This window comes from Ruegeria sp. C9, from assembly GCF_056537585.1.
On the sequence record NZ_JBQFRU010000002.1, the window covers coordinates 610,141 to 630,901 of the forward strand.

23 protein-coding genes are annotated in these 20,761 nt (G+C 60.6%); 2 read left to right on the plus strand and 21 right to left on the minus strand.

The genetic code is table 11. The features are described 5' to 3' along the window. Nucleotides 1-2: 2 nt before the first annotated feature. From ACR0NE_RS07200 to ACR0NE_RS07275, 16 genes are all read right to left on the minus strand, one after another. The gene (locus ACR0NE_RS07200; protein ID WP_170598045.1) at nt 3-3,983 is read right to left on the minus strand and encodes a baseplate multidomain protein megatron; all 3,981 of its coding nucleotides are present in this window, start codon (nt 3,981-3,983) and stop codon (nt 3-5) included. Beyond that, nucleotides 3,983-4,423, minus strand: coding sequence for an NlpC/P60 family protein (locus ACR0NE_RS07205; protein WP_170422474.1), 441 nt, complete (start codon nt 4,421-4,423; stop codon nt 3,983-3,985). Before ACR0NE_RS07205 ends, ACR0NE_RS07200 begins: the two co-directional genes overlap by 1 nt. Further along, entirely contained in the window at nt 4,423-5,307 is an 885-nt protein-coding gene (locus tag ACR0NE_RS07210) for a baseplate hub domain-containing protein (protein ID WP_170598042.1), read from the minus strand. Before ACR0NE_RS07210 ends, ACR0NE_RS07205 begins: the two co-directional genes overlap by 1 nt. Continuing rightward, entirely contained in the window at nt 5,307-5,939 is a 633-nt protein-coding gene (locus ACR0NE_RS07215; protein WP_170466389.1) for a DUF2460 domain-containing protein, read from the minus strand. Before ACR0NE_RS07215 ends, ACR0NE_RS07210 begins: the two co-directional genes overlap by 1 nt. Before the next feature lie 12 nt (nt 5,940-5,951). Then, nucleotides 5,952-6,614 (minus strand): phage tail tape measure family protein, encoded by a 663-nt coding sequence (locus tag ACR0NE_RS07220; RefSeq protein ID WP_170598038.1) that lies wholly within the window; start codon nt 6,612-6,614, stop codon nt 5,952-5,954. Next, the gene (locus tag ACR0NE_RS07225; protein WP_170374019.1) at nt 6,601-6,810 is read right to left on the minus strand and encodes a rcc01693 family protein; all 210 of its coding nucleotides are present in this window, start codon (nt 6,808-6,810) and stop codon (nt 6,601-6,603) included. Before ACR0NE_RS07225 ends, ACR0NE_RS07220 begins: the two co-directional genes overlap by 14 nt. Beyond that, the gene (locus ACR0NE_RS07230; RefSeq protein ID WP_170422217.1) at nt 6,807-7,121 is read right to left on the minus strand and encodes a gene transfer agent family protein; all 315 of its coding nucleotides are present in this window, start codon (nt 7,119-7,121) and stop codon (nt 6,807-6,809) included. Before ACR0NE_RS07230 ends, ACR0NE_RS07225 begins: the two co-directional genes overlap by 4 nt. Continuing rightward, a complete protein-coding gene (locus ACR0NE_RS07235; protein WP_170396490.1) occupies nt 7,121-7,534 on the minus strand; it encodes a phage major tail protein, TP901-1 family in 414 nt (137 codons plus the stop codon). The genes ACR0NE_RS07230 and ACR0NE_RS07235 overlap by 1 nt, the downstream gene beginning before the upstream one ends. Before the next feature lie 20 nt (nt 7,535-7,554). Next, nucleotides 7,555-7,968: a DUF3168 domain-containing protein gene (locus ACR0NE_RS07240; RefSeq protein ID WP_170422219.1), complete on the minus strand. Its 414-nt coding sequence runs from the start codon at nt 7,966-7,968 to the stop codon at nt 7,555-7,557. Further along, nucleotides 7,965-8,303 carry a phage head closure protein gene (locus ACR0NE_RS07245; protein WP_170598035.1) on the minus strand — a complete coding sequence of 113 codons (339 nt, stop codon included), beginning with the start codon at nt 8,301-8,303 and terminating at the stop codon, nt 7,965-7,967. Before ACR0NE_RS07245 ends, ACR0NE_RS07240 begins: the two co-directional genes overlap by 4 nt. Further along, nucleotides 8,300-8,899: a head-tail connector protein gene (locus ACR0NE_RS07250; protein ID WP_170403114.1), complete on the minus strand. Its 600-nt coding sequence runs from the start codon at nt 8,897-8,899 to the stop codon at nt 8,300-8,302. The genes ACR0NE_RS07245 and ACR0NE_RS07250 overlap by 4 nt, the downstream gene beginning before the upstream one ends. Before the next feature lie 171 nt (nt 8,900-9,070). After that, nucleotides 9,071-10,249: a phage major capsid protein gene (locus ACR0NE_RS07255; RefSeq protein ID WP_170598033.1), complete on the minus strand. Its 1,179-nt coding sequence runs from the start codon at nt 10,247-10,249 to the stop codon at nt 9,071-9,073. Nucleotides 10,250-10,279: 30 nt separating this feature from the next. Beyond that, nucleotides 10,280-10,825, minus strand: a complete 546-nt coding sequence (locus ACR0NE_RS07260; protein WP_480459285.1) for an HK97 family phage prohead protease — start codon at nt 10,823-10,825, stop codon at nt 10,280-10,282. Between the two features lie 26 nt (nt 10,826-10,851). After that, on the minus strand, nt 10,852-11,070 hold the full coding sequence (locus ACR0NE_RS07265) for a GTA head formation protein, RCAP_rcc01685 family (RefSeq protein WP_010442100.1): 219 nt from the start codon (nt 11,068-11,070) through the stop codon (nt 10,852-10,854). Further along, entirely contained in the window at nt 11,063-12,223 is a 1,161-nt protein-coding gene (locus ACR0NE_RS07270; RefSeq protein WP_170598029.1) for a phage portal protein, read from the minus strand. The genes ACR0NE_RS07265 and ACR0NE_RS07270 overlap by 8 nt, the downstream gene beginning before the upstream one ends. A gap of 184 nt (nt 12,224-12,407) precedes the next feature. Next, on the minus strand, nt 12,408-13,103 hold the full coding sequence (locus tag ACR0NE_RS07275) for a hypothetical protein (protein ID WP_170598026.1): 696 nt from the start codon (nt 13,101-13,103) through the stop codon (nt 12,408-12,410). Nucleotides 13,104-13,539: 436 nt separating this feature from the next. Here ACR0NE_RS07275 and ACR0NE_RS07280 point away from each other — a divergent pair, with 436 nt between their 5' ends. Further along, nucleotides 13,540-13,794, plus strand: a complete 255-nt coding sequence (locus tag ACR0NE_RS07280; protein WP_170598023.1) for a hypothetical protein — start codon at nt 13,540-13,542, stop codon at nt 13,792-13,794. Nucleotides 13,795-13,867: 73 nt separating this feature from the next. On the opposite strand, the gene ACR0NE_RS07285 is transcribed toward ACR0NE_RS07280, so the two are convergent. From ACR0NE_RS07285 to ACR0NE_RS07295, 3 genes are all read right to left on the minus strand, one after another. Beyond that, nucleotides 13,868-15,238 carry a DNA-packaging protein gene (locus ACR0NE_RS07285; RefSeq protein ID WP_480459284.1) on the minus strand — a complete coding sequence of 457 codons (1,371 nt, stop codon included), beginning with the start codon at nt 15,236-15,238 and terminating at the stop codon, nt 13,868-13,870. After that, nucleotides 15,147-15,491, minus strand: coding sequence for a hypothetical protein (locus ACR0NE_RS07290; protein ID WP_170598020.1), 345 nt, complete (start codon nt 15,489-15,491; stop codon nt 15,147-15,149). Before ACR0NE_RS07290 ends, ACR0NE_RS07285 begins: the two co-directional genes overlap by 92 nt. Before the next feature lie 180 nt (nt 15,492-15,671). Further along, a complete protein-coding gene (locus tag ACR0NE_RS07295) occupies nt 15,672-16,559 on the minus strand; it encodes a DMT family transporter (protein WP_170512923.1) in 888 nt (295 codons plus the stop codon). A 325-nt stretch (nt 16,560-16,884) separates the two neighbouring features. Here ACR0NE_RS07295 and ACR0NE_RS07300 point away from each other — a divergent pair, with 325 nt between their 5' ends. Continuing rightward, nucleotides 16,885-18,144, plus strand: coding sequence for a DEAD/DEAH box helicase (locus tag ACR0NE_RS07300; RefSeq protein WP_170512921.1), 1,260 nt, complete (start codon nt 16,885-16,887; stop codon nt 18,142-18,144). 113 nt (nt 18,145-18,257) lie between these two features. On the opposite strand, the gene mltG is transcribed toward ACR0NE_RS07300, so the two are convergent. Then, nucleotides 18,258-19,415 (minus strand): endolytic transglycosylase MltG, encoded by a 1,158-nt coding sequence (gene mltG, locus ACR0NE_RS07305; protein ID WP_170512919.1) that lies wholly within the window; start codon nt 19,413-19,415, stop codon nt 18,258-18,260. Next, entirely contained in the window at nt 19,416-20,681 is a 1,266-nt protein-coding gene (fabF, locus tag ACR0NE_RS07310) for a beta-ketoacyl-ACP synthase II (protein WP_170396465.1), read from the minus strand. Between the last annotated feature and the right edge of the window lie 80 nt (nt 20,682-20,761).

A 20,761-nucleotide genomic window follows, 5' to 3' on the forward strand; every position in this document is an offset into this window, starting at 1 on the left:
GGCTAGCCGACCGAAAGGCGCGCAAACGCCCCGGGTCCGTAGGTAGCCGAAACCTGCGCGACTGCGATATCGTAGGGTCCGGCCAGCCCGTCATCGGCTTTCATCGCGGCAGAATACTGCCAAACCGGATCACTGGTGACAGTTTCGCGCAACAAAGCACCCTCAGTGAAGACGCGGATCAGATAGGATTCGCTTTCTTCGCCCAGAGGCACATCCAATGCGCTCCAGTCATCGCCATCAATCCGGGTGCGGCGCACCCACGAGATCTTGTCCCCGGTAGCCGACGCAGAAGCCTGCAAATGCACTGGCGCATAAGGTCTCAGCCCATTGCCATCGAAAGCTTCAACCAGATGCACATATGCCGGGTCCTCGTAGCCGCGCGTTGCAGGGCCGATACGGTAATGCTTGGCCACGCGGCGTTCGGTGCGCAGCAATCCAGTCTGATAAACACGTTCATCCAGTAGGACAAAGGTAGACGCTTCAGGCCATACATCCGGCATCAGGGCATCCGTACCCAACTGACCACGCAAGCGGCCTGACAAATTGTAAACGCCAGTCTCCTGCAAGACCGCATCCGAGAACTGAAACACTTCCCAATTGCCCGGTGTTCCGTCACCGATGGCAGCCAGATTGGCACCACTCAGCAACGCCGAGCGTGGACGCGACTCCAAAACGCCGTCGATCAGGTTGACACGCAACGCGGCCCCTTCGTCCCAGATCCCAGCGCCTGCGCGTCGCAGGGGTGTTTCGGTGAAGCCAATCACCGCCTGCCCCGCGATCACTTGATGCAAGGTATAGTCCTCATCCTGTGCAGCCGAATAGACAGCCACGTTACCGGGCCAGGGCTCGGCCGATATCGCCAGATACGGCGCATGGGGCGCTTCGGATCCAGTGATCAGCGGCAGATCCATGAACACCGGCAGAACTGGCACCGGAGCAATGAATGGCTTGGCTGCCGCTACATCATCCAAAACATCGGACGGGGTATAAACTCCGGGTTCAATCCGCACCGCATCCGCCAATTGCATCTCGGCCTGTTCCAGCCGGTCAATCCGATATAGCGTTCCGTCCCCGGCATCCGGCAAACGCACCACATCGCCGGCCCCGACATGCAGCAGCGAGGGCGGCAGAGCAAAGCGCGCCGTCTCGCGCGAAATGCGGGATTCGCTCAGCCAGCGCTCGACCGTCTGACGCCCTTCGGCGCGGGTCATCGACAGAGGCATTTCGTTGACGGCGACCGAATGGGTTCTGTCATCAGGCAAGACGGCCTCTTCCGCGACAACATTCTGGTCCGCATCCGACTGGACGAACCGCAGACGCACACGCCCGGTCATCTCGGCCTCAGCCTCGCGGCGATGTTCCACTGGCCCGTCGATATCCGCGCTGATGGCGATCTGCTCGGGGTCGATGTCAACGGCCCGACGCCCGTCGCGGGTTCTAAACTTCAGCACCCCGTCCCGCTCGATCGCGTCGAATCCATAGCGCAGCATCAGCGGCTGCAAGGCCTGCCGAGCGTTCATTACGTCCTCAACCGCGTAACCACGTACCACGCCGTAGAGCTCGGACACATCAATCGCCGTCACCCCTGCCTCATGGCAGATTTCTGTCACGACCGAGGCCAGAGTCCGCGACCCGGACCGCCCGTTCAGCCAATGCCCACGTGCATAATTATCGCCGTCCGACCACTGCGTCCGCAGGTTCGGGAAAGTCGGGAACGGACGCGCATCCCAAGCCCAGACAAAGGCGTTCGACAGGTCCACCATCGGGCCGTCATAGATATCTGAAACCGGGTTGATCTCAGCATCACCCCAATAGCCAAGGACGGTCCGAAGGTACTGAACCATGATAAAATCGTCCCGTACCCCGTTGGAATACCGCGGCAAATTTGATTCAGACGACTTTGGGTCCAAGAATTTGTTCGGCTGGTTCGTACCCTTGTCGATGGCCGCGCAGCCCAGTTCGGTGAACCAGATTGGCTTGGACCCCGGAACCCAACCCGTTGGCGTTTCCTGCCGCACACCCCCGATCCGCTCATGATGTCGGTTTGCCCACCAGTTGCGCAGGTCCTTGTACCGCCAGACCCACGGCTCGCCATGATCGTCATCAGTGATCGGGCTTCGGATCTGCGCTTCAGCTTCCTCCGGTGAGGCATAGTACCAATCATACCCCTCGCCACCTTCGATATTGCCGCGCAGATAGTCCAGATCGTAGATCGACCCATTCGACACCTCAGCGTCCAGATGCGAGGCCCTATCCCGCCAGTCGGACAGCGGCATGTAGTTGTCGATGCCGACAAAATCTATGTTCTCATCGGCCCAAAGCGGGTCGAGGTGGAAATACCGGTCTCCGGTGCCGTCTTGCGGCTGATACCCGAAATACTCGGTCCAGTCTGCGGCATAGCCGATCTTAGTTTCCGGCCCCAATATCGCGCGCACTTCCGCGGCCAGAGACCGCAGCCCCGCAACTGCAGCGAAGCCAGACGCGCCGCGGATTTGCGTTAGCCCGCGCATCTCGGACCCTATGCAGAAGGACTCCACGCCGCCCGCCGCCTTGCAAAGGGCCGCATAGTGCAGAATGAACCGCCGTAATCCCCATTCGCTAGGGCCGCGATAGGTCACTTTGCTGCCGCTGGTCGAGAAATGTGACGCGCGCGCCATACCAAAGAACGCCGCCACCTGCGCATCCGCATCGGCAGTTTGATCCGGCGAGCCTGGCCGCGCCGGAGCAACATCCAAAGTGATCCGCCCACGCCAGGGTAAATGAGGTTGATCCGGCGCATCGGACCACGGATCAGGCAGGCCGTTGCCCTCTGATTGCTCCATCAAAATAAACGGATAAAACATAACCCGTTTGCCCGAGTTCTTCAGGTGCCGGATCGCCTGCACTACGGCCGCATCAGCCGGTGTGCCGCCATAAACCGGACGCCCATCCTGCCATTTCACCTGCCCCGCCGCAGTTCGGGACAGACCTGAAACACTCCAGGGCATGTTTGCGCCCTCGATATTCTTGCGTTCAACCTTGGGGCGGATCTGGCATTCTCCGCAGCGCAAATCATCGCCGAACCACGACACGATCAACGAAGCCGCCTCGCAGCCCGGCAATTCCTGGCCGAGCGCCCGCGTCGAGGTCACCAGATCGGACTTGCCCGATGGTGAATTGACATTCGCCGCCCAACTGCGCCCCCGGCCCTTGGTGTAATTAACCTGAGATGAAGCCAGTGCGTATTCACCCGTACCCGGCATCAAGGCCACCCCCTTGATGATCCGAGACAGCGCGTCCTCGGCATCCGGCATCTCGTCTTGTTCCTGCCGCACCACCTCGAACGAGAATTGCGGCACGCGGTTGCCAAAGGGGCCCAGCGCCAGATCTTCGATCACCACATAAGCCGTGCCGCGATAGGCGGGCACCGTGCCTGCCCCTTCGACCGCTTCAATCAGCGGGTCGGGCAATTGCGCGTGATCGCCGCGATATATCCGCATGTTCAGCGTTCGGCGCTCGACCTCTTCACCATCGGCCCAGACACGCGTGATATCCGCAACCTGTCCCGCGCCCACCGCAATCGCCAGAGACACCGAATAGCTGTAGCTATGCGTGGTTGTCGTTGTCGTCACTTCAACGGGCTTGGGTTTCCCCTTGCCTCCACCGCCACCGCCTGATGTTTGCGTCGTCGTCGAGGTCGATCGGGTTTCCAGAAAGTCCGAGGCCCAGATGACCTGTCCTCCAACTCGCATCCGGCCGTAGACCGTCGCGACGGTCGCACCCTCACCGGTTTCGGTGAGACGGAAACGATCCAGACGCCCGGTCTCGACCACCTCGCTGCCGCCGCCCATTACGGATTGGCTGGCCATCAACCGGTTGTCGATCACCCGCCCCAGCGTCGCTCCGACCGCGCGGCCAATCACCGCCGTGGACAGACCCGCAACCGAGCCCCCGATCGAACCACCTATTGCCGCACCTGCAGCAGACAGAACTATTGTGGCCATCAGAAATCCTCCAGCGGGAACTCGAAACAAGCGACCACGCGGCGACGCCAAGGCTCGCTCAGCGTGTTTTCAACAACCCCATGCCCGGTATAGGCGTGGATGAATCGCATCGGGTCTTGGGCGCTGACGATGCCCAGATGCTTTGCCACTGCCGCATCCCGCATCCGAAACAGCAATACATCCCCCGGGGCCAAATCATCGGGCGATTTCTCGACTAGATGGCGACGGGCTGCGGCCCACATGCGTTCCTCACCCTGCGGCTCGGACCAATCCATGCTGTAGACCGGCACCGCCTCAGGCTCATGCCCCATCACCGCGCGCCAAACGCCCCGCAGCAAGCCCAGACAATCAGCGCCTGCACCCCGAACAGAGGCCTGATGAACATAAGGTGTGCCCAGCCATCCGCGCGCTTCGTCCAAGATATCTTGTTTTGTCCGCATCATCGCCTGCTTCCCCCTTTGTGTTGACTACTGCGCTTGGGTACGGCCATGACCCAATCCTCGTGCGGCAGGTCAGGGAAGCCCTGAAAATTCAGCATGTTGTTGAACTTCAGTCGGCAAGTGGTCATACGCTTGTCACACCCGGCGATCAGCTGGACCCGGTCCCCAACCGCCAGTCCGCCGCCAATCGACGACCACAGCGTGACATCGCGGCCATCTCTGACCTGTTCATCCAGCTTAATCGAGGCCCACAGGCCCTGCGCAGCCCCATCCAGCACATCCAGCCTGCCGCGTTCAAACCAACCCGCATCAGAACTCTCCGCGCCCTGCAAACGCAAAGCCGCGCCGTCCAGCGCGACAATTTCAGCCTCAGCGCGATAACCCGGCGTCTCCAGGGCAAAGCGGCACGCCTTATCCCCCAACACCGCCGTACAGGGCTTCTGATAAATCCGCCCTAAAGGCCGGTTCAGCAGATCGGTCAACCCGCGCAATTCCGCATGAAACGCCCCGCCAGCGCGACGCAACTCACCAATCGAACCACGAAACTGCAGCATCCGCTGCTCAGGATCGGCCCAATTGACCAGCCAGGCCTGCACCTCGGCCCCATCAAAGCGCCCCGCCTCGATATCCTCTTCCCGGACCGAGGCATCAGACAGTGCGCCCATCGCCTCGGTATTATCGATCGACAGGCCGGTTGCCTGCTCGATCGCCGCAGCGGTCAGACCGGTGCTGGCTTTGAACACCAGCCCGTCAAAGCGCAACTCCATATCGTGATCCGTGAAACCATAGACCTGCCCGTCGCTGCGCGTGATTGCCCAGCAACGACAGGTGGTGGTCAGCCCGCTTTGCAAATGCGCCTGCAGCGCCTGTTTGTCCCCGCTCATCAGACCCGCACCTCGACCACCGGTACGTTCGGGACGTCACCGGCCTGAAAGCTGGCCACGCTGGTCTGGATCTTGTCGGTGTTGAACCGTACCGGAACGTCGAACTCAAACCCGGCTGTAATCTCGACCTGCTCAGGCGGCGGGGCCGAGAACATCACGCGTCCGGTCGCCAAATCGACCTCAAAGTCCACGCCTTCGCGTTGCGCGTCCTGATCCAGCCCCAGCGTCACGGTCCCCAGTACCGGCTTCAGGATTGGCCGCACATAGCTGAACCCGCCCGAGCTGTAGGTCTTGACCAGTTGAAACGAAACCGTCTCGCCATCTCCGCGCGCAATCACCTGATCGCCCTTGTCGACCTCAGCCGTCGCCGCGCCCGATTTGAAATCCGACCAGTCTTTCCAGCGGAATCCAAACATCTGGCCTTGCCGCGCCTCGAAGAAGGAAATCAATGTCTCGATATCGTCTAGCGACCGCATCCCCAGCCCGGCATCATAGCGCCTGCGCGAATGCGCCCAGGGCGTGTTGCGTTCTTCGAACCCGTTGGCCAGCGTCACGATATCCGTGCGCCGTTCCGGCCCACCGACCGAGCCAAAGCTCAGGCTGGCGGGAAATCTCACCTCGTGGAAATTCATCGCCTGCTCCCCTTATCTGTTGCGATTGCCGCGGCCCAATGCGCGGCTCATCTGCGCCGCGATCTGGCCTTGAGAGCGGCGGAACCCCTGCACATCCGGTGTTGAGATATTCATCACCACGTTGACCGCTCGCCCGCCGCCCTGCGTCCGCACACCCAGCTTGCCATCGGCCCTGCGCGCTAGCGGCATGATCGCCTCGGGACCCGCCTCACCCATCAACCCGGTGCCGCCTCGCATCGGGAACATGGTCGGGCTGCTAACGACCCCACCATTGGCAAACGGCATCACACGGCCCTGAGAAAAACTGCCGCCATCGGCAAAGGGCAGTATCCCCTGCACCAAGCCACCCACCCCATTGGCAAGCATCCCGCCGAAATGATCCGTCACCGGTTTGATCGCCGCCGAATACGCCGTGCGGATCATCGAGTTCTTCAGCACATCCAGCGCCCCCGACAGGTTCATCCCATCCAGCACCACGCCATCAAAAGCCTTGCGCAACCCGCCCGACATGCCACGCTCCAGCGTAGCCACATCCTTTCCGGTCTCTTCAAACGCGGCCTTGATCCGTCGCATCTGGCCATCAAATGCCGAGGCCATGGTCGCCGCATCGCCCAGCGCGTCACCCAGCGCATCTCCCCGCTCCTGCAGGTCGTCAAAACCATCACGATCCGTCATCACGCTCTCCTTGTGTCTTGTCCGGATAGGCCGCGAGCAGCGCATCCAGCCCTGCCCGGTTCATCGCCGGCATCCCCGCGCCCTGCCCCAGCATCAGCCGCAGCTCGGCCGGGGTCAGACGCCAGAACTGATCCGGCGTCAGGCGAAGGCCGAGGAACCCGGCCCGCATCAGTACGGGCCAGTCGAACCCGCTCACTCGGGCACCATGAAGGCCCGCGCCAGCAACTCGGCTGCCGCCTTGGCCCCCGCCATCGGCCCACCCGCAATCTCGGCATGCAGCAGATCATCGCGCGTGACCTGCGCTCCGCCGCCCCGCAACCCGGCAACCAGCAGCGCCAGCACATCACCGCTGGAGTAAGCCCCGCCTTCAAACCGCTGCACCAGTTCGACCAGAGACCCGGCCTGCAGCTCTTGTTCCAATTCCGCCAAAGCACCCAATGTCAGCTTGAGCACCCGCTGCTCCCCATCGATGGTCAACGCCACCTCGCCCGTCCACGGATTGGCCATCAAAGCGCCGTAAAGCTCAGTGCACCGGCGCTTGCCATGCTCATCTCATAGGTCGCCTCACCGTTATGCGAGCCCGCATATTCGATGCTGCTGACCTGAAACGGGCCTTCGACAATGCCGAAATCGGGGATGATCACCTGAAAACCGGGCGTCTCACCGTCAAAAAACAGCTGGCGCGCACGCTCATCTGTGCCCGCATCCTTGAACACGCCCGAGCCCGAAATCGCGGCCGATTTGACCCCGGCCCCCGACAGCAGCTCGCGCCACCCGCCTTGGCTTTCCAGGCTGGTCACATCCACACTTTCCGCGTTGAAACTGATCCGCGTGGCGCGCAGCCCCGCGATGGTCTCGAACAGGCCGGTGCCGTTCATATCCACTTTGACCAACAGGTCTTTTCCGTTCTGGGCAGCCATATGCTCACTCCGTTGATTGCTTAGTCGTCTTCCACGCGGGCGCGGAATCTCAGATCGATCTGGCGGATCGCGCCGCCAGTTCCCGTGCGTCGGGCGCTAGCGCGTTCGAACCACAGCCCCACCAGATGGCCCCGGTCCAATGTCAACGCCGCGCCTTCCAGCGCGTCACACACTGCGCCCGCCAATGTCTTGGCCGCGCCAAAGCCCGCCGCTTCGGACACCACTGAGACCGTGAACCGATGCACCGCGCCTGCGCCCGTCCGGTCCGACGCGTCGCGCACCTCTTCCGGGCCAAGTGTCACGTAAGTTTGCGGCAACACTCCCGACGGCACCGCGTCATAGATCGCACCACCCGAAAGGGTGCTGACCTGCGCATCGCCCGCCAATTGTTGAAACACCGCCGCCTGCAACGCGGCTGCAACGCCATAGCTCATGCCGCCACCTCTTCATCTGCGAAACAGGTCAGGTACTGGCCGCGCCCATCACGCTCGGCCACCGCGCGGATGACAAACCGGCGCGTCCCTTCTGCAAACCGCTGATCCGGCGCAGGCCGCATGGATGATCCCTCAGGTGCGCCCCGGACTACGATCCGATAGCCAACCCGCGACACCGAGGCACCACCGACCGCCCGTTCCGCCCCGCTGCGCGCCGTCACCTCGGCCCAAAGCGAACCCAGCGCGGTCCAGGTCTCGGTATACCCCCCCGCACCATCGGCGCTGCGCACCGGAGCCTCCAGCACCAGCTTGCGGTTCAATCGCGGCGCGCTCATTGCGTCACCCCTGCACCGAAGCGCACCGTGCGATAGCGCTGGATCAGACTTGTCACGCCAAAGGGCATGCACCCCGCGCCCAGCGCCGTCTCATCGCGGTATTCGTAGTAATGCGCCGCCAGCAGCAGCACCGCCTGCCCAAGGTCAGCGGGCAGCCCGCCCCAATCCGTGGCCATCCCGACAGTGAAGGCAATCTTCACCGAGCCGCCGGTCTGCACCCTTGGCAAACAAGCGCCAACCGGACGCAACCGAGGGCGCTGCATGTCGCGCTCCAAACGGTAAGCTTCGGCATCCACAACCGTGTCGGTCCCCGCCGCATCCGTCAGCGTGATCGCAGCAACCGAGACCACCGGGGCCACCGGCAGCACTTCACCTGCTGGATCGCGCCAACCGTTCAGGCTCCACGAGAAATCCCGTTCGATCAGCACCTTACCGGTGCGCGCCTCAATCGCCGCAATGGCCGCACGCAGAAAGCCATTCAACACCTCGTCCTGCACATTGCCCTCGGCAAACCCCGTGCCCAACCGCAGATGCGCCTTGAACTGATCCACCGGCAGCGCCGCATCCGCGATGGCGGTTTCTTCGATCAACATCATCCATTCACTCCGCAATCTCGGACCCCTCCGGGGCCGTATCCTTGGAAAATGACGGGCACGCGCCGCCCCACGTTGCTCGGACGGAGGGGAGCAGCTAGACAACGCGGGGATCTCACCCCGGCCCGCGCCCGCCGCCCGAGGGGCCTTGCAGCCCCCCGGATCCGCCACCGCTTAGGCGATGCCGAATTTCAGCAGTTTGATTGCAGCAAAATCGCTCACATCACCGCCCACGCGCTTGGTCGCGTAGAACAGGACATGCGGCTTGGCGCTGAACGGATCGCGCAGCACGCGCAGATCGGGACGTTCGGCTATGGTGTAGCCCGACTGGAAGTCACCGAAGGCAATCGAATAGCTGTCGGTCGCCGCATCCGGCATGTCCTCGGCAATCAGCACCGGATAGCCCATCAGACGCGCAGGCTCACCAGCGGCTAGGCCATCCGACCAAAGGAAGCGGCCATCGCTGTCCTTCAGCTTGCGGATCAGACCCGCGGTTTTCGAGTTCATCACGAAAGTGCCGTTCACCCGGTACTGCGCGCCCAGCGCATAGACCACGTCCACAATCGCATCCGCATCGACGCCACCATCAATGCCCGACGCGACATAACCCAGACTATCCCAGCCCCAGCTGCCGTTTTCCATCGTGCGGTGGGTCAGGATACCCTTGGGCTTGTCCACACCGTCGCCATTGATAAACGCCGCTGCCTCGGCCCGGGCAAACTTGTCGGCGATACGACCGGCCAGCCAACCTTCGACATCAAACGCACTGTCATCCAACAGACGCTGCGACGCCTTGGGCAGCGCGCTCAGCTCGTGCAGCGGGATCGAAATCCGATCAATCGATGGGGTCGAGGTCTCAGCCGTGGCCGAGTTCTCATCCGCCCAACCCGCGCCGACGTCGGTGTGGTCGATCAGAACGTCGAACGAGTTCGCCTCGACATTCACCACCGACGCAATCGAACGGATCGAGGCGGTCGAATTCAGCACCGACTTGATCATCTCAGCCGTCTGCGGATCAACCAGATAGCCGCCATCGCTGTTCACCGCGCTCGACAGCGATTTCGACTCCATCTCGAGCCCGCGCAGCCCGTCATCCTCGCCCGAACGCACATAGGCGTCGAATGCCTTCTGATGCGGGGCGCCTTCTTCGATCGATGCCGCAAGGTGCGGACGCGCCGCGATGGTTGATTTACGATCCAGCATGGTCAGTCGCTCTTCTGTCTGTTGCAGTTGGGTTTTAACTTCGGCCTTGAGGCCCTTGAATTCATTCACGAAGCCAGCCATCGCCTGCTTCACCTCCTGAACCAGGGGCGCACCCTCTCCGGTCAAGGCCGGGGTCTCGGTCTTGCTCATCAGCACTTCCTTATTGGGGGGTTAGAGGCGCTAGATCCGCGCCAGCTCCTGCCGGGCGTCGTTGAACACCTCAGCAATACTGCGCCAGGTGTTTTCAACGTCAGGCTCCACGCCTTTCGCCGCCACCCGCGCACTGGGCAGCATCGGGAAAGTCACCAGCGACACCTCCCATAGCTCCAGTTCGGTCAGGACCCGCTGGCCCTTGTCATTCTTCACGGCCCGTTTGGTGCGATAACCAATCGACAGGCCATCCATAGCGCCCGCCCGGATCAACTCGGCCGCCTCACGGCCCTTTTGCGTGGCCTCCAGCAGACGCCCTTTGACCCACAGGCCCTTGTCGTCCTCGCGCACCTCATCCCAGACGCCGATAGGCTGCGCCGGATCGTGCTGCCACAGCATCTTGACCCGCTGACCTGCCTTCGCCAGCCCCTCCAGCGAGCCGCGATACGCCCCGCGCTGCACCACATCGCTGCCCTGATCGACCTGCCCAAACAGGCTGGCATACCCTTCGATCACCGCATCGTCGGTTACCGACAAGCTGTCTCCGAACTGTGCGAATTTATGTTCCAAATCCATGAACTTCTCCATGTAACCCACTGACATTATGGCGTTACCACAAGGAATGACTGAAACGCCTGCGCCAAAATCACCGCCGCCACGCCGTACACTGTCAGCCATAGCCGCTTCTCCAGCCGCTCCATCATCTCTTCGATCTGATCCAACCGCCGACACAGGTGGGCGTGCTGGATCTCGGCCACCCGCTCATGCGCGGCCAGACGCAGGCCCGGCGCGCAGTCGAACGGAGGATACCCGTCACCCATCGCCACGCTCCGGCAGCCCCAGCAACGCGCGTTTCTCGGCATCCGTCAGGAAATCCGCCCCGTTGACCCGCGCCCATTGCGCATCCCGTTCCGCCGACAGCGCCGGCACCTGATCCAGATCAGGCTTCAGCATCAGATCCTCACCGATAAAGCCCGCCAGCCATTCTGACACCGCCGCCGCCACCCGCGTCACCAGGGGCAGCACGGTCAGGCGATAAAACGCCCGGTTGGCCTCCTGATAGTTCGAATAGGTCGCATCGCCCTGGATCCCCAGCAGCATCGGCGGGACCCCAAAGGCCAGCGCGATCTCGCGGGCGGCGGCTTCCTTGGTCTTTTGAAACTCCATGTCGGACGGAGAGAACCCCATCGGCTTCCAATCCAAGCCCCCTTCCAGAACCATCGGACGCCCAGCATTGCGCGCCCCGCGATAGTTCTGCTCGATCTCATCCGACAAACGCCGGAACTGATCCTCGGCCATCACCCCATGGCCGTCACCCTTCCACACCAGCGCCCCCGAAGGCCGCGCCGCATTGTCCAGCAGTGATTTCGACCAACGCGACGCGCTGTTATGCACATCAATCGCCATCGCCGCCGCCTGCATCGGTGAAAATCCGTAATGATCATCCTGAGGATGGAACGATTTGATATGACAGATATTTTCCGCCGCAAACCGGTGCTTCTTGCCACCAACCGCGTAATCATAAGCCTTGGGCCACCCATCCGCACCCGGCACCACGCTCATCCGATCCGAGCGCAGCACATGCAGCTCAACCGGCAGGCCTTCCTCGGCCTGCACTGCCTCAACATAGGCATTGCCCGACAGCAACAACTGCCCAAACAAGGCTTCCATCAATTCCGCCCGTCCCTGTGCCGCATTCGGGCGGCGCATCAGCGACAGGATCGGATGGGTATCAAACCGCTGCGCCTGATCCTGCAACACCAAAGGCAACGCAGCCGCCGCCTCGGCAATCAGTTTGACGGATCGGAACCCCACCGGGTTCCCCGAAAACCCCGTCCGCGTCAGCGACACCGCATCCCGAGGGCTCCACGCCACGCGCCCCACCGTCTGCCACGCCACCACAGGCCCCGCCGCGCTCGCCTTCGCCTCAGGCGCTGCCTCAGCCGATCCACGACGCAAGAAATCGAATACCATCTGTGCTCCTTTCTGCCGCCGCTCTGCCCGGCTTGTTGAAAGGAGTTATGACGGAAAGAAGTTTAGGGCTTGGGAATGGGGCGCACGGGGAATGGGCAACGGGTTGAACGATTTCTTGCGCGGAACTCGTAACCAAAACGAAATTGAACGCACTCTGGAGCGCGCGGTAACCCTGCGGGCTTGGTTAGATAAGCGATCTCAGTTGATCAGCCTCATTAAGTATGCAACTCGAAAACCTCTTGGCGGCATCAAGAACAATGAGATCTGCTAGATCGTAAATATCTTGCCGGCGCGATGGGTCTTTCTTGGCTACTAGAATTTCTGAACCTAGCCGCATTTTGATATTCCCAGTTTCATTCACCTCATAACCCACCGTTTCACGCAAGCGCTTCAGCGTGGGGCGAGAGGCAACTTTGTCGGGGTCAAAGTGCGCGCCACCAAGTTGATTCGCATGAAAATTAATGACCTCTTGTCTCGTGAATGTTTTGCCCAAAACATGGCAAACACGTTGTTTTTTGAAGTTCTTGAATGAAGACAATTTTTGCTCTGAACATCCTGACTTAATCAATCGCGCCTCGCCTTCCGTCGCAGGAACTTCTACTTGCAGAACAATGTCGTTGAAACTGAAGTTACCGACCCAAAGGCCGTAGCGTCCATTTCGCAAATTTGCTTCTGCAGTTGAGTTCGAAATATGCTCTATTTTCAGTTCTCGACCTTGGAGACGATCAACCACTCGCTTGATTTCGTTATTCAACAACCATTTGCGCAAAATGACACCACCCAACGCTCTTATGTTAGTGACGTCAGGCTTAGCACCGGCCAACAACTTATTCAGCTTATCGGCATCTTCGAGCAGAGATAGTATCCGTTCTTCTTCCATATGAAAATTCTTTCAACTCAAAACAATGATGCGGAACTCTATTTGCACTTTCATGAATTTCTTTTTTGAATCAATACGTTTATCATTCCGCAATACAGTCGAAGACTGACAATTTAGGTCAATTTCAATCCTTCGAACCGTTGCTGAGCTATCTTAGACAACTCACGCATTCTCCCCTCACGAACTCCGTACCCTCGGGCGCCGATAGCCCCCGCACGCCCCACAACCAACTCATGCGGCGCCCATACCAACGCATCTATTCTGTCTGGCGAGCCCTGGCCCTGACTCCAGCTTGGACTATTGCAATAGCCGCGGCGCGCTCAACGACCGACCCAATTCCTTTGCAATCACCGCCAAGTTCTTGTGATTTCATGCCACGGCAATTGTCTGCGTTTCATATGCCCCCACGTGTGCTTCAAATTGAAGAGGCCACCCGATGAATGAAAACGAACCTGTGCCGTCCGGACACTCCGATACGAACAACAACTGGACCAAGGAACCTACTGCTGCCGACAAACACGTCTACGAGGTGTTTGCCTCCAACGTAGTCGTTCTTGTGCAGCTACTTGATGACTACAAAACCATGATGTCGCCGGATGTCCACGCAAGGCTGTTTTCTTCGCTGCTGACGTTGTCGAGGTTGCTCGGCGAATACGAGGACAGTTGGAATCAAGAGTACCCAACGTCCTGAACCTAGATGCATCCCGTGAAGGACCAATTCTCTAGGCGATGTATGAATGTTTGTAGAGCACCCCTCAAAATGCTCACAAACTCCGCACCCTAGGCCGCCGATACGTCCTCGCAGGTCCCACAACCAGCTCATGCAGCGCCCAGACCAGCGCGTCGACCCGGTCGGGCGAACCCTGCCCCTCGAAACCACGCGCGGTCATCTGGCACATCTGCTCCTCCAGCGCGTCGAGCCCGGCCACATGGCGCACCCGCCCCTGTTCGTACAAGGCCGCCACAGGCTCAGCCCGCGCGACCTTCCCGCGTGACGCCCGCACCGCGCGATAAGGCACCAGAGGGTCCACCTGCCGCACGACCTCTTCCACCAGTTGCCCGCCCTGATTGACCTCGGCCACCAGCCGTTCGGCCCCGAACTCATCCATCGCGTCAATCGCCGCCTGCGCCCAGCCCGCCGGGCCAACGCCCTGCACCGTCCGGTCAGCCAGCACATAGGCGCGCCACTCTTCGGGTGGACCCTGCACCTGAGCGCCCACGACCACGATCCCACAGGCATCCGCATCCGCCCCCGCCGTCACCGCCGGATCCAGCGCCACCACGATGCGATCCAACTCCGGCACTTGCGCACAGCGCGCCGCCTCCAGCATCGATCCCGTCCACAGCGCCCCTTCGGCATCCGACAGCAACACCCCGTCCAGCTCCTGCCGCCCCAGCCGCGTGCCTGCGTAACGCGCGCGCACCTCTTCCAAGAATGAACCAGCCAGATTGGCCCGGTTCGCCTCGGTCGGCGCGTGGGTCTGCACGGTCGAGGGCGACGCCAGCAACTCCTTCAAAACCTTCACATTGCGCGGCGTCGTCGTCACACAGACCCGAGGCCGATCCCCCAAACGCAGTGCAAATTGCAACATATCCCAGGTCTCTCCAGCCTTCTTCCACTTTGCCAGCTCATCCACCCAGGCCGCATCGAATTGCGGCCCGCGCAACCCCTCGGGATCATGTGCCGAAAACGCCTGCGCCTCGGCCCCGTTAGGCCAAACCAGCTTGCGTTCGGACGCCTTCCAAACAGGCCGCCGATCCGGCGGTGAACACTGCAAGATCCCACTATCACCAAAGATCATCACATCGCGCACCTGATCGAAGGTCTCACCGACCAGAGCCACGCGACTGGCCTCACCCTTCTCCAACGGCAAAGACCCCTCGACCACCGACCGCACCCACTCGGCCCCCGCCCGCGTCTTACCGGCCCCGCGCCCACCCATGATCACCCAGGACCGCCAGTCACCCTCGGGCGGCAACTGATGCGGCAGCGCCCAGAACTCGAACAGGAAAGGGAGGGCACACAGCCCCCCCTCCCCGATCTCACTCAGAAATCTGTCCTGCACCGCAGCAGGCGCGGAGGCGAGCCAGCCTGCACCCGATCTCAGATCGTGCCCGATCAAGGTCGAGCGCATAGCCCCCTTGGGCAATTCCGGCTTGTCTGTGATGTTGTTCGACAAAGCTTGTCTCCACTTTCTGGCAACTGCGGATCAGCCCCTCTAGCTGACCCAGTTGCTTGCCTGTTCCGGCAAGGTCTGCATCCTCCCCGGCATCGATCTGTTTTCGCAGTTCTTCCGCCGCTTGGCGCAGATCGCGAATGGATCGCTCAAGCGACTGCAATAAATCAGCCGTCTGAGAAATCCGCTCTTCCGGGGTAATCAAAGTCATGTTTGCCTGTGACCTCATGCGTGAGTTTTTCCGCACGAGAGAAACGAAAAACGACCGCCGGGTCGCCCCGGGGCCGTTGCCCACCTCTTCTAGCATGACATAATTCGTACCAAGAAAAGCGCGGAAAGTCAATGCGTTACACAACGCAGATGCAACACCCGGCGTCCGATCGGTTAACGATCAGCCCCGCATGACCTCAAGAAACGCAGCGCTTACGATCAACGCCGCACCCAATGCTTCTCTCATCCCAAACGGCTCGCCCGAGAAGACCGCCGCCGAGATCAGGCCCACCACAACTTCGCTCATCAGCAGTAGACCAACGCGTGCCGGGGTCAGCTTGGTTGCGGGCCAAATCGTCAGAAAAAACATCGGCAAGGTGTACAGGACCGACAGCAACGCGACCGGGCCGATACGTATAACCATCTCGCCGACTGCCTCTGATGACGCAAAACCGCCGCTGAATGGAACGCTCAGCAGAGACAACACCAAAGCGCCTGAAACAAAGGCAAAAACCTGCCCCGGAACAGAGATACCGGACGTCCGATAAAGCCCCAGCGATCCCATCGCCCAAGTGATCCCCGAGATCAGGGCCAGCCAGTCTCCAGTATTGCGCGGCCAAGGAAACCCCTGTTCTCCGCCAAGCACGATGAACATGCCACCCAGACCGCAGAGTAAGCCCAGCACGCGCGCCGGGCCAAGACGTTCACCCAGAAACACCATTCCAAGGATCGTTCCCCAGACCGGTGTCAGATAGAACAGCAGGATTGACCGGACGACATCTGTGTAAACCAGACTGATGGTAAACAAGCTGAACGCAGCACCGGTGAACATCCCGCTCAAGATCAGCCCGCGCCAGTCTTTCAAAAGCGCTTGCCGTTCGCGCATCAGGAAAGGCGTCAGTACGATCAACGCCGAGGTGTACATCACAATACCGGGCCATGGGCCATCCAGTCCTTGGTCGACAAAGTAGCGAACCGGAATCCAGTACAGCCCCCACATCATCCCGCCGATGACAAGGGCGACGCTGGCGGTCCTCAAATCCGCTCCGTGTAAAGCTCTGAATGTCATGACCCGACTCATAAAACCTTCCGAACCGTATCTGGCAAACGCGCAACCCGCGCAAGCTTATCGCCGACACGGCGCTTGACAATCGCGACCGCAAGGCGCATGTGCCCCTCAAACAGCGCTACCGCGTGAGCACGTGGGCGACACCGCCCCCAACAGCGCCCGATTCACCCATAGTTCCCCATCACGCAGGGTTCTTGACGCGACAACCAGATGCTGCAGGGAACGCCTGCACGTCCTGAGGTTTCGCACAACCCCTGCCGGTCGCGGATGCGGCCCATCACGACTTGCCCGTGGGCCATTGCCTCGGGCTGTAAAGGATAGATATTTGTTCGACTTCGATATGCTGGGCCTTGCGCCCGCTCTAAATGATGCGCTCAAACGCGCCAACTTCACTCAACCGACCCCGATCCAGAACCAGGCGATCCCGCTGGCCCTGAATGGTCACGATATCCTTGGCCTCGCCCAGACCGGTACAGGTAAGACATTGGCCTTTGGCCTGCCGCTGATCGATCATCTGCTGGCCCAGCCCGGCAAGCCCGATCCCAAAACCGCCAAGGCGCTGATCCTTGCGCCCACCCGCGAGTTGGTCAACCAGATCGCCGACAGCCTTCGCAACTTGACCAAGAAAACCAAGATCCGCGTCGCGACCGTGGTTGGCGGTCAGTCGATCAACAAGCAGATCATGTTTCTGGCGCGCGGCACCGACATTCTTGTCGCCACCCCCGGTCGCCTGATCGACCTGATGGATCGCGGTGCGGTTAATCTGGGTTCAGTCAAGCACCTTGTGCTGGACGAGGCTGACCAGATGCTCGATATGGGCTTCATCCATGCCCTGCGTCGGATCGCGCCGGAACTGGGCACGCCGCGCCAAACCATGCTGTTCTCAGCCACCATGCCGAAGCAAATGGAAGAGCTCAGCCGTGCCTATTTGACCAACCCGCAACGGGTGCAGGTCTCGCCCCCCGGCAAAGCAGCCGACAAGATCACGCAGTCGATCCACTTTGTTGAAAAGCCTGCAAAACCCGCCAAACTGCGCGAGATCCTCTCGGCTGACATGGACGCGCTGACGTTGGTCTTCTCCCGCACAAAACACGGGGCCGAAAAGCTGATGAAGGGGCTTGTCGCCGATGGCTACAATGCAGCCTCGATCCACGGCAACAAAAGTCAGGGCCAACGCGACCGCGCCATCAAGGCGTTCCGCGCCGGTGAGGTCAATGTTCTGGTCGCTACCGACGTCGCCGCGCGCGGCATCGATATTCCGGGCGTGGCCTATGTGATCAACTACGACCTGCCCGAGGTACCGGACAACTATGTCCACCGCATCGGCCGCACCGCTCGTGCAGGCCGCGAGGGCGAGGCCATTGCCTTCTGCTCGGCGGAAGAGGTCGACCTGCTGCGTCAGATTCAGAAGCTGATGAAGATCGAAATCCCGGTCGCCAGCGGTGAGATGCCTGAAGCAATCTCACCAAAGAAAACCCCGCGCCGCCCAAGCAACCGCCGTCGCGGCCCGAAACCTCAGCACTCTGGTGCGCCCAAACCGGGCGGTCAGAAACGCCGCCGACCGCGTCGCGCGAAAGCGGCCTGAATAAGAAACGGCCCGGTCGATTGACCGGGCCGTTGCTTTATCGGGGTCAGAGATTCGTGTTGTACAAGTCGGACAAAGTGCCGTTTCAAACCTGTACAACACGGACGATTGAATCAGTTCCCGGAATTCCGCTCAGCCTCGATCTCACGCCACTTTGCGACGTTGCGATTGTGCTCTTGCAGGGTCTCGGCAAAGGCATGACCACCGGTTCCGTCCGCAACAAAGAAGATGAAATCCGTGTTGTCAGGTGCCACCGCAGCCTCAAGGCTCGCAAGACCCGGATTGGCAATCGGGGTGGGTGGCAGCCCTTCGATGACATAGGTGTTCCAAGGCGTCGCACGGCGCAGTTCGCTTTGCCGCAAACCGCGACCCAAAGTACCCTGCCCTTTGGTTACACCATAGATCACCGTCGGGTCTGTCTGCAGCCTCATACCTTGGTTCAGACGGTTAACGAAAACGCTGGCTACCTGGCCACGCTCTTCCGGCTGACCTGTTTCTTTTTCGATGATCGAAGCCAAAATCAGCATCTCTTCGGGGCTGTTCAGAGGTAAACCATCCTGACGCCCCTCCCACGCTGCGTTGATTCTAAGCTGTTGTTTTTCCTGCATTTCAGCAAGAATTGCATTCCGATCTTCACCGGGTCTGACCTCATAACTGTCAGGGGCCAACATCCCTTCAGCGGGCAATTCTGCTACTTCGCCGGTTAGCAAATCCATCGCCTTTAGCGACTCGACAATCTGCCAACTGGTGACGCCTTCAGCTAACGAGATGCGATAACGCGTATCCGCCTCACCGCGTTTTTCTGCATAAACTTCCGGGGCGTCCTCTTCGCCGATCACAAAGGAAGCCACCTCATCAAAATCCAGAGTCGCCGGGTTCAGTTCCCGCACGCGGGTCTGCATACGGGTCACGCCAATGCGGTATTCGATCTCGGTCCCGCAAGTGCTGGCACCGCTATGAGTTATGTCGTCGACGATTTGCTCCATCGACGCGCCTTCGCGAACCAGAAAGCTACCCGCTTTCAGCTGCTGAGATTTGTCTGTGTAATCAGCAGCTAAGCGGAAAATCAACCCGCTGCTGATCGCACCTTGATCCTCGAGGTCACGGCTGACCCGTGTCATGTTGGAGCCTGGCTTTACCTGCAGGCAGATCGCGGTTTCCAGCGGTCCTTCGGACTTGTATTGCGACTGCCCCCACAGGACGACACCGCCCATCAGGAACAGCCCAACGATCAGTATTGTCAACGCATTCGAAGCGAGCGCTCGCCACATTTAGCTGACCTTTCCGAAGATCACACTTGCATTGGTGCCGCCAAACCCGAACGAGTTCGACAAAGCCACGTTGATCTCACGCTCCCGTTTTGCATTCGGTGCCAAGTCGATCGGAGTCTCCACCGCAGGGTTGTCCAGGTTGATGGTCGGCGGTGCAACCTGATCGCGGATCGCAAGGATCGAAAAGATCGCCTCAATCGCGCCAGCGGCGCCCAGCAGGTGACCAGTGGCTGATTTGGTCGAAGTCATCGTCGCGTTGCTGGCGTGATCCCCCAGCAGGCGTTCTACCGCGCCCAGCTCAATCGTATCCGCCATGGTCGAGGTCCCATGCGCGTTAATATAATCCAGATCCTTCGGCTCAAGCCCCGCACTACGCAGCGCTGCTTTCATCGAGCGTTCGGCCCCGTCGCCATCCTCGGACGGCGCGGTTATGTGATAAGCGTCACCCGACATCCCATAGCCCAGAACCTCGGCATAAATCTTGGCACCGCGCGCTTTGGCGTGTTCGTAATCCTCAAGAACTACAATGCCTGCACCTTCGCCCATGACGAAACCGTCGCGGTCGATGTCATAGGGGCGGCTCGCTTTCTTTGGATCATCGGCGTATTTGGTCGACAGCGCCTTGCAGGCGTTGAAGCCGGCGATACCGATTTCGCAAATACAGCCCTCGCCGCCACCTGCGATCATCACGTCTGCATCCCCGGCGCGGATGATGCGGCTGGCATCACCGATCGCATGGGCACCGGTCGAGCAAGCAGTCACGACCGAGTGGTTCGGCCCCTTGAACCCATGACGGATCGAAACCTGCCCCGAGGCCAGATTGATCAGCGCGCCCGGGATAAAGAACGGAGAAACCCTACGCGGACCTTTGTCGCGGATCAGGTTGGCCGTGTTGGCAATTGATCCCAGCCCACCGATACCGGACCCAATCAGAACGCCCGTGCGCAGGCGGTCTTCTTCGTCTTCGGGCAGCCAATTGGCATCCTTGCAAGCCATCTCGGCTGCAGCGATGGAATATAGGATGAAATCTTCAATCTTGCGCTGTTCTTTCGGCGGCATCCAATCGTCAGGATTAAACGTCCCGTTGGTGCCATCTCCGCGCGGCACTTCGCAGGCATAGGTCGTGGTGACCCCGCTTGCCTCGGCATCAAACTGCGTGATTGGTCCTGCGCCGGATTCTCCATCCAGCAGCCGTGACCATGTTTCCTCGACCCCACTGGCCAAAGGAGTGACCAATCCAAGACCGGTTACAACGACTCTGCGCATGAAGTGCCTCTTGCCTGCTTCCTGTTATGAGAACCGCTCATACCCCGGCCCGGGGTGCGGGGGCAAGAGCAACGGCATAT

What these genes read in the sequence shown, in the direction of transcription:
- ACR0NE_RS07200 (WP_170598045.1), bottom strand. Translation starts at nt 3,983, where the DNA reads ATGGCCACAATAGTTCTGTCTGCTGCAGGTGCGGCAATAGGTGGTTCG.
- ACR0NE_RS07205 (WP_170422474.1), bottom strand. Translation starts at nt 4,423, where the DNA reads ATGCGGACAAAACAAGATATCTTGGACGAAGCGCGCGGATGGCTGGGC.
- ACR0NE_RS07210 (WP_170598042.1), bottom strand. Translation starts at nt 5,307, where the DNA reads ATGAGCGGGGACAAACAGGCGCTGCAGGCGCATTTGCAAAGCGGGCTG.
- ACR0NE_RS07215 (WP_170466389.1), bottom strand. Translation starts at nt 5,939, where the DNA reads ATGAATTTCCACGAGGTGAGATTTCCCGCCAGCCTGAGCTTTGGCTCG.
- ACR0NE_RS07220 (WP_170598038.1), bottom strand. Translation starts at nt 6,614, where the DNA reads ATGACGGATCGTGATGGTTTTGACGACCTGCAGGAGCGGGGAGATGCG.
- ACR0NE_RS07230 (WP_170422217.1), bottom strand. Translation starts at nt 7,121, where the DNA reads ATGGCCAATCCGTGGACGGGCGAGGTGGCGTTGACCATCGATGGGGAG.
- ACR0NE_RS07235 (WP_170396490.1), bottom strand. Translation starts at nt 7,534, where the DNA reads ATGGCTGCCCAGAACGGAAAAGACCTGTTGGTCAAAGTGGATATGAAC.
- ACR0NE_RS07240 (WP_170422219.1), bottom strand. Translation starts at nt 7,968, where the DNA reads ATGAGCTATGGCGTTGCAGCCGCGTTGCAGGCGGCGGTGTTTCAACAA.
- ACR0NE_RS07245 (WP_170598035.1), bottom strand. Translation starts at nt 8,303, where the DNA reads ATGAGCGCGCCGCGATTGAACCGCAAGCTGGTGCTGGAGGCTCCGGTG.
- ACR0NE_RS07250 (WP_170403114.1), bottom strand. Translation starts at nt 8,899, where the DNA reads ATGATGTTGATCGAAGAAACCGCCATCGCGGATGCGGCGCTGCCGGTG.
- ACR0NE_RS07255 (WP_170598033.1), bottom strand. Translation starts at nt 10,249, where the DNA reads ATGAGCAAGACCGAGACCCCGGCCTTGACCGGAGAGGGTGCGCCCCTG.
- ACR0NE_RS07260 (WP_480459285.1), bottom strand. Translation starts at nt 10,825, where the DNA reads ATGGATTTGGAACATAAATTCGCACAGTTCGGAGACAGCTTGTCGGTA.
- ACR0NE_RS07265 (WP_010442100.1), bottom strand. Translation starts at nt 11,070, where the DNA reads ATGGGTGACGGGTATCCTCCGTTCGACTGCGCGCCGGGCCTGCGTCTG.
- ACR0NE_RS07270 (WP_170598029.1), bottom strand. Translation starts at nt 12,223, where the DNA reads ATGGTATTCGATTTCTTGCGTCGTGGATCGGCTGAGGCAGCGCCTGAG.
- ACR0NE_RS07275 (WP_170598026.1), bottom strand. Translation starts at nt 13,103, where the DNA reads ATGGAAGAAGAACGGATACTATCTCTGCTCGAAGATGCCGATAAGCTG.
- ACR0NE_RS07280 (WP_170598023.1), top strand. Translation starts at nt 13,540, where the DNA reads ATGAATGAAAACGAACCTGTGCCGTCCGGACACTCCGATACGAACAAC.
- ACR0NE_RS07285 (WP_480459284.1), bottom strand. Translation starts at nt 15,238, where the DNA reads ATGCGCTCGACCTTGATCGGGCACGATCTGAGATCGGGTGCAGGCTGG.
- ACR0NE_RS07290 (WP_170598020.1), bottom strand. Translation starts at nt 15,491, where the DNA reads ATGACTTTGATTACCCCGGAAGAGCGGATTTCTCAGACGGCTGATTTA.
- ACR0NE_RS07295 (WP_170512923.1), bottom strand. Translation starts at nt 16,559, where the DNA reads ATGACATTCAGAGCTTTACACGGAGCGGATTTGAGGACCGCCAGCGTC.
- mltG (WP_170512919.1), bottom strand. Translation starts at nt 19,415, where the DNA reads ATGTGGCGAGCGCTCGCTTCGAATGCGTTGACAATACTGATCGTTGGG.
- fabF (WP_170396465.1), bottom strand. Translation starts at nt 20,681, where the DNA reads ATGCGCAGAGTCGTTGTAACCGGTCTTGGATTGGTCACTCCTTTGGCC.